Source organism: Rhodanobacter sp. FW101-FHT13A11, assembly GCF_058790335.1.
In genome coordinates this window covers 84,393-98,094 of sequence record NZ_JBYTCN010000012.1, presented here as the reverse complement: position 1 = coordinate 98,094, position 13,702 = coordinate 84,393, and the positions used below count along the sequence as shown (strand labels likewise).

Below are 13,702 nucleotides of genomic sequence, written 5' to 3'. Positions count from 1 at the left end.
GCGGACATGGTCGATGACGCGGAGCTGCTCGAGCTGGTCGAGATGGAAGTGCGCGAGCTGCTCTCCAAGTACGACTTTCCGGGCGACGACACGCCGATCATCCACGGTTCGGCGCTGAAGGCGCTGGAGGGTGACCAGTCGGAAATCGGCGTGCCGGCGATCATCAAGCTGGTGGATGCGCTGGACAGCTACATTCCGGAGCCGGTGCGGGCGATCGACAAGCCGTTCCTGATGCCGGTGGAAGACGTGTTCTCGATCTCGGGGCGCGGCACGGTGGTGACCGGCCGTATCGAGCGCGGCGTGATCAAGGTGGGCGACGAAATCGAAGTGGTCGGCATCCGCGACACGCAGAAGACCACGGTGACCGGCGTGGAAATGTTCCGCAAGCTGCTGGACCAGGGCCAGGCGGGCGATAACGCGGGCCTGCTGCTGCGTGGCCTGAAGCGTGACGACGTGGAGCGTGGCCAGGTGCTGGCCAAGCCGGGCACGATCACCCCGCACACCGACTTCGAGGCCGAGGTGTACGTGCTGTCGAAGGACGAGGGTGGCCGTCATACGCCGTTCTTCAAGGGTTACCGGCCGCAGTTCTACTTCCGCACGACGGACGTGACGGGTGCGGTGACGCTGCCGGAAGGGGTGGAAATGGTGATGCCGGGCGACAACGTGAAGATGGTGGTGAGCCTGATCCACCCGATCGCGATGGACGAGGGCCTGCGATTCGCGATTCGCGAAGGCGGCCGTACCGTCGGCGCCGGCGTGGTGGCCAAGGTCATCAAGTAAGCTGCTTCAGCGAGAAGTCCGGCAGGATGCCGGTCCGATCTTTGCCATCATGGAGGATGGCTGAAACAAATGCGAGAAGTCCGGCAGGATGCCGGTCCGATCTTTGCCATCAGGGAGGATGGCTGAAATAAATTGCGAGAAGTCCGGCATGGATGCCGGGTTGATCCTTGCCATCATGGAGGATGGCTGAAGTAAAGTTCACGGGGCGAGCGGATTCAAGCCGCTCGTCGTCGTGTTTGAAGTTCAAGCCATGTACGCCAGTAGCTCAATTGGCAGAGCAGCGGTCTCCAAAACCGCAGGTTGGGGGTTCGAGTCCCTCCTGGCGTGCCACTTCCCCGAGGATCGAGACGGGTGGCGGTGGCAAGGCCGGCCGTGAGAGGCAGGCGTGCTGCTGGTACCTGGTCACTAGTGCATGAATACCAAGGCAGAACAGCCCAAGGGCACGAACGCCGCCGACATCGGCAAGCTGGTACTGGCGGGGCTGGTGCTGGCTGCCGGTATCTTTGCCTATTCCTGGTTCGGCCGGGATGGCAGCATTTCCTCGTCGGTGCGCCTGCTGGGCGTGCTGGCCGCGCTGGTGGTCGCGCTGGCGATCGCCACGTTCACCGCGCCGGGTCGGCGGGTGCGGAACTTCATCGCCGAGTCGCAGTTCGAAATGCGCAAGGTGGTCTGGCCGACCCGCGACGAGACGATCAAGACGACCGGCATCATCATCCTGGTGGTGATCGTGCTGTCGCTGTTGTTGGGTCTTATCGACCTGATCCTGAAGTCGGTCATTCTCGACTGGCTGCTGAAGCTGGGTGGCTGAGGTGAGCATGAGCAAGCGCTGGTACGTGGTGCACGCCTATTCGGGCTTTGAGAACCAGGTGAAGCGCTCCCTCGAGGAGCGCATCAAGCGCGCCTCGATGGAGGAAAAGTTCGGCGAAGTGCTGGTGCCGACCGAGGAAGTGATCGAGATGCGTGGCGGCCAGAAGCGCCGCAGCGATCGCAAGTTCTTCCCGGGCTACGTGCTGGTGCAGATCGAGACGGGCACCGAAGGCAAGGCGCTGCGGATCGATGACGAGTGCTGGCATCTGATCAAGGAAACCCCGAAGGTGATGGGTTTCATCGGCGGTACCGCCGACCGCCCGCTGCCGATCAAGGACAGCGAGGCCGACGCCATCCTCAGTCGCGTGCGCGAAGGCGTCGAGAAGCCCAAGCCCAAGGTGCTGTTCGAGCCGGGCGAGATGGTGCGCGTCACCGAAGGCCCGTTCAACGATTTCAACGGCGTGGTCGAGGAAGTCAACTACGAAAAGAGCCGCCTGCGCGTGGCGGTGCTGATCTTCGGTCGCTCGACCCCGGTCGAGCTGGAGTTCGGCCAGGTCGAGAAGGCCTGAGTCGGCCGGGGCGGCCCGGTCACCCGGTTCAGCAGGCCTTGGCACGGGGCTTGCTGATAAGCCGGCAAATCTCTATACTGCGCGGTTCACGCTGGGTCTTTTTCGATCCGGCGTGCCCGCGTTTCGGATCCGCAGGACGCGGATCTTCCTTCCATCCAGGGACCGGTGAACAGCGAGGAGCCGCAAGGCGTCCGGACTCGCGAGGAAAATCCAATGGCAAAGAAAGTCGTCGGTTACATCAAGCTGCAGGTCAAGGCCGGCCAGGCCAACCCGTCGCCGCCGGTGGGTCCCGCCCTCGGCCAGCGCGGCCTGAACATCATGGAGTTCTGCAAGGCGTTCAATGCCGCCACGCAGAAGATGGAGCCGGGTCTGCCGATCCCGACCATCATCACGGCGTACTCCGACCGCAGCTTCACCTTCATCACCAAGACCCCGCCCGCCACGATCCTTCTGAAGAAGGCCACCGGCGTCGGCAAGGGTTCGTCGAAGCCGAACACCGACAAGGTCGGCAAGGTCACCCGCAAGCAGCTGGAAGATATTGCGAAGCAGAAGGAGCCGGACCTGACGGCTGCCGACCTCGACGCCGCGGTGCGCACCATTGCCGGTAGCGCCCGCAGCATGGGCCTGACGGTGGAGGGCTAAGACATGGCAAAGATCACGAAGCGTATGAAGGCCGCCCAGGCCGCGGTGCAGCCGGGCAAGTTCTATGCCCTGGACGAGGCCCTGAAGATCGTCAAGGCCAACGCCAAGGCGAAGTTCGCCGAGTCGGTGGACGTGGCCGTGCGTCTGGGCATCGACGCGAAGAAGTCGGACCAGGGCGTGCGCGGCTCCTCGCTGCTGCCGCACGGCACCGGCAAGACCGTCAAGGTCGCCGTGTTCTGCCCGCCGGGCGAGAAGGCCGAGGCCGCCAAGGCCGCCGGCGCCGATGCCGTCGGCATGGACGACCTGGCCGAGCGCATGCAGGGTGGTGAGCTGGACTTCGGTCGGGTGATCGCCACGCCGGACGCGATGCGCGTGGTCGGCAAGCTGGGCCAACTGCTCGGCCCGCGCGGCCTGATGCCGAACCCGAAGGACGGCTCGGTCACCGCCGACGTCGCCACCGCGGTGAAGAACGCCAAGGCCGGCCAGGTGAAGTTCCGCAACGACAAGGCGGGCATCATCCACGCCACCATCGGCAAGGCGAACTTCGAGGCCGAGCAGCTCGCGGACAACCTCAACGCGCTGATCGCCGACCTGCTGAAGGCCAAGCCGTCCACCGCGAAGGGCCAGTTCCTGCAGAAGGTGGCGCTGTCCAGCACCATGGGCGTCGGCGTGGCCGTCGACACCTCGTCGCTGGCTTTGGCCGCCAAGTAAGTATCAAGTCCCGCATCGGCGGTTGCCGGTGCGGGCAGTTTTTGAGGGCAGCCCCGGCCGTTTCGGCGGCCGGGGCCGCTGTCAAAGACCGCAGGCGCGCTCAGCGCGCGACGAAGGCGGGCAGGGAGCTCGTACCGGCATGGAGTCGCCCTCGTCGCCAGCGGGAACGCTTAATCGGATCGCCCGTCGGTCCGGCCTGCGCAGATGGTGCTGCCCGATCTGGAATGTTCGATGTGTTCTGGAAAGGCCAACACCCGGGACCCCGGCGTCCCCGACGTCATGGACGGCGTCGCCCAGGACCGCAAGCGGCAGGAGCCGTGAGCGGAGTTCATTTGGAGGAGTGCAATGGCTCTCAATCTGTCTCAGAAGCAAGAAGTAGTCGCCGAACTGGCAGAAGTTGCCGCGAAGGCCCACTCCCTGGTCGCTGCCGAGTATGCGGGCACCACGGTCGAACAGATGACCGCGATGCGCAAGAAGGCCCGCGAATCCGGCGTGTACTTGAGGGTTGTCAAGAACACGCTGGCGTCGCGCGCCATGGCCGGTACCGAATTCGAGGTCGTCAAGGACGCCCTGGTCGGTCCGTTGCTGTACGCATTCTCGACGGAAGAACCCGGCGCAGCCGGGCGTCTGATCAAGGAATTCGCCAAGGGCAACGACAAGCTGAAGGCGAAGCTCGTCTCGGTCGAAGGCAAGCTGCTGCCGGCCTCGCACGTCGACGTGCTGGCCTCGCTGCCGACCCGCGAACAGGCGCTGACCATGCTGGCCCGCGTGCTGGCCGAGCCGGCCACGATGTTCGCCCGCGCCGTCAAGGCTGTCGCCGACAAGCAGGGTGGTGGCGAAACCACCGCCGAAGCGCCGGCCGAAGCCGAGCCCGCCTGAGTTTCGACGTCTACTCAACATATCGAATCCACCCCAGAGGTAAAAACAAATGTCCCTGACCAACGAACAGATCGTTGAAGCCGTCGCCGCGAAGTCGCTGATGGAAGTGATGGACCTGGTGAAGGCCATCGAAGAGAAGTTTGGCGTGTCCGCCGCCGCCCCGGTCGCCGTGGCCGCCGGCCCGGCCGCTGCCGCCCCGGCTGCCGAGGCGCAGACCGAGTTCGACGTGATCCTGAAGACCGCCGGCGCCAAGAAGGTCGACGTGATCAAGGCCGTCCGCGCCATCACCGGCCTGGGCCTGAAGGAAGCCAAGGACCTCACCGAGGCCGGCGGGGTCCTGAAGGAAGCCGTGTCGAAGGAAGATGCCGAGAAGTTCAAGAAGGAACTCGAAGCTGCCGGCGCTACGGTCGAACTGAAGTAATCGGCGCCCTTGCGCGCCATCAGTTTGATCTTTGCGTCAAGCAAGCCTGGGGGCGCGAGCCCCCGGGCTTTGCCTGCTTAGGCGGGAAAGGGGAATGGAGAATGGGAAATCGCCTGTCGATTCCGCATTCTCGATTCCCAAATCCCGGTGAGGTGTCGAAAACATCTCGCGGCGAGCCAAGGATGGCTCGCCCACCCATCAAGCGCGGTTGCCTGATGGGTGGGGAGCGAGTCCGGACATGTGCCGGACTCGCGGTGTCGGGGAAGGGCAGGAGCCCTCCCCCGACAAGACAAATTATCCATTCAGCCGGTGTGTGCACCACCGGCGTCACTGCGAACCGAGGCGCTACCGATCATGGCCTACTCGTTTACCGAGAAGAAACGCATCCGCAAGGACTTTGGCAAGCGTCCGCCCGTACTGGGCGTGCCGAACCTGCTGACCATCCAGACTGATTCCTACCGGGAGTTCCTGCAGGAGCACGTCGCGCCGAAGCAGCGTGGCGACAAGGGTTTGCATGCCGCGTTGAAATCGGTGTTCCCGATTACCAGCTACTCGGGCAATGCGGCGCTGGAATACGTCGACTACCGTCTCGGCGAGCCGGCGTTCGACGAACGCGAGTGCCGCAACCGCGGCATGACCTTCGGCGCGCCGCTGCGCGTCACCGTGCGCCTGGTCATCTACGACAAGGACAGCCCGGCGTCCAAGAAGGCCGTGAAGTACGTCAAGGAGCAGGAGGTCTACATGGGCGAGATCCCGCTCATGACCGACACCGGCACCTTCATCATCAACGGCACCGAGCGCGTGATCGTCTCGCAGCTGCACCGTTCGCCGGGCGTGTTCTTCGACCACGACCGCGGCAAGACGCACAGCTCGGGCAAGCTGCTGTTCTCCGCCCGCGTGATCCCCTACCGCGGCTCCTGGCTGGACTTCGAGTTCGACCCGAAGGACGCGCTGTTCACCCGCATCGACCGTCGCCGCAAGCTGCCGGTGACGGTGCTGCTGCGCGCGCTCGGCTACAGCAACGAGGAGATGCTGGCCATCTTCTTCGAGCACAACGTGTTCCACCTGGGCAAGAAGGGCGGCACCACGCTGGAGCTGGTCGCCGAGCGCCTGCGCGGCGAGACGCTGAGCTTCGACCTCGCGATCGGCGGCAAGGTGCTGGTGGAAGCCGGCAAGCGCATCACCGCGCGCCACGTGCGCCAGCTGGCGGCCGAGAACATCACCGCGCTGGAAGTGCCGGACGACTATCCGGTCGGCCGCATCCTGGCGATCGACATCGTCGACTCGAAGACCGGCGAGCTGCTGGCCTCGGCCAACGACGAGATCACCGCCGAGCAGATGGAGGCCTTCCGCAAGGCCGGCATCGAGCGCCTGCCCACGCTCTACGTGAACGATCTCGACCGCGGCGCCTACATCTCGCACACCCTGCGCATCGACAACACCAAGACGCCGCTGGAGGCGCTGGTGGAGATCTATCGCATGATGCGTCCGGGTGAGCCGCCGACCAAGGATGCCGCGCAGAACCTGTTCTTCAACCTGTTCTTCACCTTCGACCGCTACGACCTGTCCTCGGTCGGCCGCATGAAGTTCAACCGCCGCGTCGGCCGCCAGGAGATCGTCGGCCCGGGCGTGCTGTACGACCACAAGTACTTCGGCGAGCGCAAGGAAGACGAGGCGCAGGCGCTGGTGGCCTCGCAGGGCGACAGCTCCGACATCCTCGACGTGCTGAAGGTGCTGATCGACATCAAGAACGGCCATGGCACCGTGGACGACATCGACCACCTGGGCAACCGTCGCGTGCGCTCGGTCGGCGAGATGGCCGAGAACACCTTCCGCATCGGCCTGGTGCGCGTGGAGCGCGCCGTGCGCGAGCGCCTGTCGCTGGCCGAGGCCGACGGCCTCACCCCGCAGGACCTGATCAACGCCAAGCCCGTGGCGGCGGCGGTGAAGGAGTTCTTCGGCTCCTCGCAGCTGTCGCAGTTCATGGACCAGAACAACCCGCTGTCGGAAGTGACGCACAAGCGCCGTGTCTCGGCCCTCGGCCCGGGCGGCCTGACCCGCGAGCGCGCCGGCTTCGAGGTGCGCGACGTGCACCCGACCCATTACGGCCGCGTCTGCACCATCGAGACGCCGGAAGGCCCGAACATCGGCCTGATCAACTCGCTGGCCGTTTATGCCCGCACCAATGCCTACGGCTTCCTCGAGACGCCGTACCGCAAGGTCGCCAACGGCAAGGTCACCGACAAGGTCGACTACCTCTCCGCGATCGAGGAGGGCGACCACGTGATCGCCCAGGCGAACTCGCCGCTGGACAAGCACGGCGCGTTCCTCGAGGACTTCGTGTCCTGCCGTTTCCGCGGCGAATCCGAGCTGCGCCCGGCGTCCGAGGTCGACTACATGGACGTCTCGCCGATGCAGACCGTGTCGGTCGCAGCGGCACTGGTGCCGTTCCTGGAACACGACGACGCGAACCGCGCGCTGATGGGCGCGAACATGCAGCGCCAGGCCGTGCCGACCCTGCGTTCGCAGACCCCGCTGGTGGGCACCGGCATCGAGCGTGCCGTGGCGCGCGATTCGGGCGTCATTGTCTCCGCCAAGCGCGGCGGCGTGATCGACCAGGTCGACGCGGCCCGCATCGTGGTGCGCGTCAATGAAGTGGAGGTCGGCGACAACGATGCCGGCGTCGACATCTACACGCTGACCAAGTACACCCGCTCCAACCAGAACACCAACCTCAACCAGCGTCCGTTGGTGAACGTGGGCGACGTGGTGGCGAAGGGCGACACGCTGGCCGACGGTTCGTCGACCGACCTGGGCGAGCTCGCGCTCGGCCAGAACATGCTGATCGCGTTCATGCCGTGGAACGGCTACAACTTCGAAGACTCGATCCTGCTCTCCGAGCGCGTCGTGCAGGAAGACCGCTACACCTCGATCCACATCGAGGAGCTGTCGTGCATCGCGCGCGACACCAAGCTGGGCGCCGAGGAAATCACCGCCGACATCCCGAACGTGGGCGAGCAGGCGCTGGCGCGCCTCGACGAGTCCGGTATCGTGTACATCGGTGCGGAAGTGAAGGCCGGCGACATCATGGTCGGCAAGGTCACGCCGAAGGGCGAGAGCCAGCTCACGCCGGAAGAGAAGCTGCTGCGCGCGATCTTCGGCGAGAAGGCGTCCGATGTGAAGGACAGCTCGCTGCGCGTGCCGCCGGGCATGGACGGCACCGTCATCGACGTGCAGGTGTTCACCCGCGACGGCATCGAGAAGGACAAGCGCGCCAAGCAGATCGAGGAAACCGAGGTCAAGCGGATCCGCAAGGACCTGGACGACCAGTTCCGCATCCTCGAAGGCGCGATCTACAGCCGCATGCGCACCCAGCTGGTCGGCAAGTCCGCGATGAGCGGCCCGGGCGGCCTCAAGCGCGGCGCCGAGATCACCGACGCCTACCTCGACGGCCTGAAGAAGGACGACTGGTTCAAGATCAACGTCAAGGACGAGGACGTCAGCGAGTTCCTCGAGCGCGCGGCCGACCAGATCAAGCGCCACAAGGAAGAGTTCGACAAGCGCTTCAAGGAGAAGCAGGGCAAGATCACCCAGGGCGACGACCTCGCGCCGGGCGTGCTGAAGATGGTCAAGGTGTTCCTGGCCGTGAAGCGCCGCATCCAGCCGGGCGACAAGATGGCCGGCCGCCACGGCAACAAGGGCGTGGTCTCCAACGTGGTGCCGGTGGAGGACATGCCGTACTCCGCCGACGGCGTGCCGGTCGACATCGTGCTGAACCCGCTGGGCGTGCCTTCGCGCATGAACATCGGGCAGATCCTGGAAGTGCACCTGGGATGGGCCGCCAAGGGTCTGGGCAAGAAGATCCAGAAGATGATCGAGGCGCAGGAGAAGGTGGCCGAGATCCGCAAGTTCCTCGACCAGATCTACAACAACCACGTCGCCGGCGCGGTGCAGCACGTCGACCTGAAGTCGCTCACCGACGCCGAGATCCTGGCGCTGGCGAACAACCTGCAGGAAGGCGTGCCGATGGCCACGCCGGTGTTCGACGGCGCCGAGGAGACCGAGATCAAGGCGATGCTGAAGCTGGCCGACCTGCCGGAATCCGGCCAGACCGTGCTGTTCGACGGCCGCACCGGCGAGGCGTTCGATCGCCCGGTCACGGTGGGCTACATGCATTACCTGAAGCTCAACCACCTGGTCGACGACAAGATGCACGCGCGCTCCACCGGTCCGTACTCGCTGGTCACCCAGCAGCCGCTGGGCGGCAAGGCTCAGTTCGGCGGCCAGCGCTTCGGCGAGATGGAAGTGTGGGCGCTGGAAGCCTACGGCGCGGCCTACACCCTGCAGGAAATGCTGACGGTGAAGTCCGACGACGTGCAGGGCCGCAACCAGATGTACAAGAACATTGTCGACGGCAACCACGAGATGTCCGCGGGCATGCCGGAGTCCTTCAACGTGCTGGTGAAGGAAATCCGCTCGCTCGCCATCGACATCGATCTGGAAGAGATCAAGTGATCCGCGCAGTCACCGGAGATTTCGAATGAAAGACCTGCTCAACCTGTTCAACCAGCAGCGCGCGACGCCGGATTTCGACGCGATCAAGATCGCGCTCGCCTCGCCGGAGCTGATCCGCTCGTGGTCCTACGGCGAAGTGAAGAAGCCGGAAACCATCAACTACCGCACCTTCAAGCCGGAGCGTGACGGCCTGTTCTGCGCCGCGATCTTCGGGCCGGTGAAGGACTACGAGTGCCTGTGCGGCAAGTACAAGCGCATGAAGCACCGCGGCGTGGTGTGCGAGAAGTGCGGCACGGAAGTGACGCTGGCCAAGGTGCGTCGTGAGCGCATGGGCCACATCGAGCTGGCCAGCCCGACCGCACACATCTGGTTCCTCAAGTCGCTGCCTTCGCGCATCGGCCTGATGCTGGATATGACCCTGCGCGACATCGAGCGCATCCTGTACTTCGAGGCCTTCGTGGTGATCGATCCGGGCATGACCGCGCTCGAGCGCGGCCAGCTGCTCAGCGAAGACCAGTACCTGGAAGCCACCGAGGAACACGGTGACGAGTTCGACGCGCGGATGGGCGCCGAGGCGGTGTACCACCTGCTGAAGTCGCTCGACCTGCCGGGCGAAGTCATCCGCCTGAAGGAAGAGATCGGCTCGACCAATTCCGAGACCAAGCTGAAGCGCCTCACCAAGCGCGTGAAGCTGATCGAGGCGTTCCTGGAATCCGGCAACAAGCCGGAGTGGATGGTGCTGACCGTACTGCCCGTGCTGCCGCCGGACCTGCGTCCGCTGGTGCCGCTGGACGGTGGCCGCTTCGCCACTTCCGACCTGAACGATTTGTATCGCCGCGTCATCAACCGCAACAACCGCCTGAAGCGGCTGCTCGAGCTCAATGCGCCCGACATCATCGTGCGCAACGAGAAGCGCATGCTGCAGGAGTCGGTCGATGCGCTGCTCGACAACGGCCGCCGCGGCCGTGCCATCACCGGCACCAACAAGCGCGCGCTGAAGTCGCTGGCCGACATGATCAAGGGCAAGCAGGGCCGCTTCCGCCAGAACCTGCTCGGCAAGCGCGTGGATTACTCCGGCCGATCGGTGATCGTGGTCGGTCCGACCCTGCGCCTGCACCAGTGCGGTCTGCCCAAGAAGATGGCGCTGGAACTGTTCAAGCCGTTCATCTTCGCCAAGCTGCAGGCGCGTGGCGAAGCCACCACCATCAAGGCGGCGAAGAAGCTGGTCGAGCGCGAAGAGGCCCAGGTGTGGGACATCCTCGAAGAGGTGATCCGCGAGCATCCGGTGCTGCTGAACCGTGCGCCGACCCTGCACCGCCTCGGTATCCAGGCGTTCGAGCCGAAGCTCATCGAAGGCAAGGCGATCCAGCTGCACCCGCTCGTCTGTACGGCATTCAACGCCGACTTCGACGGCGACCAGATGGCCGTCCATGTGCCGCTGTCGATCGAGGCGCAGCTGGAAGCGCGCACGCTGATGATGTCGTCCAACAACATCCTCAGCCCCGCCAACGGCGAGCCGATCATCGTGCCGACCCAGGACGTGGTGCTGGGTCTGTATTACATGACCCGCGAGCTGATCAACGTCAAGGGCACCGGCATGGTGTTCTCCGGCATTGCCGAGGCACGCCGCGCCTATGACAACCGTGCGGTCGAACTGCACGCCAAGGTCAAGGTGCGCCTGAAGCTGGTGCACATCGCCGAAGACGGCACCCGCACCCATGAGACGAAGATCGTCGACACCACTGTCGGCCGTGCGCTGCTGGCGGAGATCCTGCCGGAAGGCCTGCCGTTCGAGCTGGCCAACACCGAGCTGACCAAGAAGAACATCTCGCGCCTGATCAACTCCAGCTATCGTCTGCTGGGCCTGAAGGAAACCGTGGTGTTCGCCGACAAGCTGATGTACACCGGCTACCGGTTCGCCACGCGCGCGGGCATCTCGATCGGCATCGACGACATGCTGATCCCGAGCGAGAAGAAGACCATCCTCGACGAGGCCGAGAAGGAAGTCGTCGAGATCCAGCAGCAGTACCAGTCGGGCCTGGTCACCGCCGGCGAGCGCTACAACAAGGTGGTCGACATCTGGTCGCGCACCAGCGAGCTGGTGGCCAAGGCGATGATCGACGGCATCGGCACCGAGAAGGTGGTCGATGCCGACGGCAACACGGTCAGCCAGAAGTCGATGAACTCGCTGTACATCATGGCCGATTCCGGCGCGCGCGGTTCCGTGGCGCAGATCCGCCAGCTGGCCGGCATGCGCGGCCTGATGGCGCGTCCGGACGGCTCGATCATCGAGACCCCGATCAAGGCCAACTTCCGCGAAGGCCTGAACGTGCTGCAGTACTTCAACTCGACCCACGGCGCGCGCAAGGGCCTGGCGGACACCGCGCTGAAGACCGCGAACTCCGGCTACCTGACCCGCCGCCTGGTCGACGTGGCGCAGGACGTGGTCATCACCATGGACGACTGCGGCACCGAGGACGGCGTCACCATGCAGCCGATCGTCGAGGGCGGCGACGTGGTCGAGCCGTTGCGCGACCGGGTGCTGGGCCGTGTGGTGGTCGAGGACGTCTATGCCCCCGGCGACGACGACCAGCCGATCGTCACCCGCGACACCCTCCTCAATGAAGCCCTGGTCGAGAAGCTCGACAAGGCCGGCGTGCAGATCATCAAGGTGCGTTCGCCGATCACCTGCGAAGCCGAACACGGCGTGTGCAAGCTGTGCTACGGCCGCGACCTGGCCCGCGGCCACCTGGTCAACATGGGCGAGGCCGTGGGCGTGGTCGCCGCGCAGTCGATCGGCGAGCCGGGCACCCAGCTGACCATGCGCACGTTCCATATCGGCGGCGCGGCTTCGCGTGCGGCGGCGGTGGACAACGTGACGGTGAAGACCACCGGTTCGCTGAAGTTCAACAACCTGAAGTCGGTGCAGCACAAGCAGGGCCATCTGGTGGCGGTGTCGCGTTCGGGCGAACTGAGCGTGATCGACTCCAGCGGCCGCGAGCGCGAGCGCTACAAGGTGCCGTACGGCGCCATCATCGCGGTCAAGGACGGCGCACCGGTCAAGCCGGGCCAGGCCGTGGCGAACTGGGATCCGCACACCCATCCGATCGTCACCGAGGTGGCCGGCGTGGTGCGCTTCATCGACTTCCTCGATGGCGTCACCGTGCAGAGCCAGACCGACGAGCTGACCGGCCTGGAGTCGGCGGTGGTCACCGATCCGAAGCGTCGCGGCGCGCAGGCGAAGGACCTGCGTCCGATCGTGCGCCTGGAAGATGCCAAGGGTCGCGAGCTGAAGCTGCCGGGTACCGACATCGCCGCGCAGTACTTCCTGCCGGCCGGCGCGATCGTGTCGATCCAGAACGGTGCCGAAGTGGGAGTGGGCGACGTCATCGCGCGTATCCCGCAGGAAACCTCGAAGACCCGCGATATCACCGGCGGTCTGCCGCGCGTGGCCGACCTGTTCGAGGCGCGCAAGCCGAAGGAGCCGGCGATCCTGGCCGAGCGCTCCGGCATCGTCAGCTTCGGCAAGGACACCAAGGGCAAGCAGCGCCTGATCATCAAGGATGCCGACGGCAACGAGCACGAGGAGCTGATCCCGAAGTGGCGCCAGGTCATCGTGTTCGAGGGCGAGCACGTGGAGAAGGGCGAGACCGTCGTCGACGGCGAGCCGAATCCGCATGACATCCTGCGCCTGCTGGGCGTGGAGCCGCTGGCCACGTACCTGGTCAAGGAGATCCAGGACGTATACCGCCTGCAGGGCGTGAAGATCAACGACAAGCACATCGAGGCGATCATTCGCCAGATGCTGCGCAAGGTCGAGATCACCGAGCCGGGCGAGAGCCACTACCTGCGCGGCGAGCAGGTCGAGCGCGTGCGTATCAATGCCGAGAACGAGCGTGCGGTGGGCAAGGGCGAGCGTGCCGCCGAGTACCAGTCGGTGCTGCTGGGCATCACCAAGGCATCGCTGGCGACCGAGTCGTTCATCTCGGCGGCCTCGTTCCAGGAAACCACCCGCGTCCTCACCGAGGCGGCGGTTCGTGGCACCCGCGACACCTTGCGTGGCCTGAAGGAAAATGTTATCGTCGGCCGTCTTATTCCGGCAGGTACGGGTCTGGCGTACCACGCATCGCGTCGTCGCCAGGGCGGTTTGACCGCCACGGAGCTGGAGACCCTTTCCGGTTCCGCGTCTGCGGTTTCGTTCGCCGAGGCTCCGGTCGGAAGTGAAAACGGTGTCGAGTAAGCCCGTTCAGGGCTTCGCTCGCTGACATACGAAATGAGGTGCAGGGACGCACCTCGTGTTCGGGTCCAGGACGGCTGAGCATTGGCTTGCCTATGGCGGGCTGCTCATGTTAAATTCCCGCTTCTTGGCAGACCGAGC

9 protein-coding genes and 1 tRNA gene are annotated in these 13,702 nt (G+C 65.1%); all 10 read left to right on the top strand.

Annotated elements, in window-relative coordinates; genetic code table 11:
• A partial coding sequence (locus tag AC3WRN_RS13845) for an elongation factor Tu (protein WP_492623387.1) occupies positions 1-780 on the top strand: 780 nt, incomplete at its 5' end.
• Between the two features lie 254 nt (positions 781-1,034).
• Positions 1,035-1,110: transfer RNA gene (locus tag AC3WRN_RS13840), tRNA-Trp, on the top strand.
• Between the two features lie 82 nt (positions 1,111-1,192).
• Positions 1,193-1,588: a preprotein translocase subunit SecE gene (gene secE, locus AC3WRN_RS13835; RefSeq protein WP_492623386.1), complete on the top strand. Its 396-nt coding sequence runs from the start codon at positions 1,193-1,195 to the stop codon at positions 1,586-1,588.
• 7 nt (positions 1,589-1,595) lie between these two features.
• Positions 1,596-2,156 (top strand): transcription termination/antitermination protein NusG, encoded by a 561-nt coding sequence (nusG, locus tag AC3WRN_RS13830; RefSeq protein WP_068095080.1) that lies wholly within the window; start codon positions 1,596-1,598, stop codon positions 2,154-2,156.
• Positions 2,157-2,369: 213 nt separating this feature from the next.
• A complete protein-coding gene (gene rplK, locus AC3WRN_RS13825) occupies positions 2,370-2,798 on the top strand; it encodes a 50S ribosomal protein L11 (protein ID WP_068095058.1) in 429 nt (142 codons plus the stop codon).
• Positions 2,799-2,801: 3 nt separating this feature from the next.
• On the top strand, positions 2,802-3,509 hold the full coding sequence (gene rplA, locus AC3WRN_RS13820; protein WP_068095061.1) for a 50S ribosomal protein L1: 708 nt from the start codon (positions 2,802-2,804) through the stop codon (positions 3,507-3,509).
• Between the two features lie 345 nt (positions 3,510-3,854).
• Positions 3,855-4,388 (top strand): 50S ribosomal protein L10, encoded by a 534-nt coding sequence (gene rplJ / locus AC3WRN_RS13815; RefSeq protein ID WP_068095065.1) that lies wholly within the window; start codon positions 3,855-3,857, stop codon positions 4,386-4,388.
• Between the two features lie 49 nt (positions 4,389-4,437).
• Positions 4,438-4,809: a 50S ribosomal protein L7/L12 gene (gene rplL, locus AC3WRN_RS13810; protein ID WP_068095068.1), complete on the top strand. Its 372-nt coding sequence runs from the start codon at positions 4,438-4,440 to the stop codon at positions 4,807-4,809.
• A 351-nt stretch (positions 4,810-5,160) separates the two neighbouring features.
• A complete protein-coding gene (gene rpoB, locus AC3WRN_RS13805) occupies positions 5,161-9,324 on the top strand; it encodes a DNA-directed RNA polymerase subunit beta (protein ID WP_492623388.1) in 4,164 nt (1,387 codons plus the stop codon).
• A gap of 25 nt (positions 9,325-9,349) precedes the next feature.
• Complete coding sequence (rpoC, locus tag AC3WRN_RS13800; protein WP_068095074.1) at positions 9,350-13,564, top strand: DNA-directed RNA polymerase subunit beta'; 4,215 nt, start codon at positions 9,350-9,352, stop codon at positions 13,562-13,564.
• Positions 13,565-13,702 lie beyond the last annotated feature (138 nt).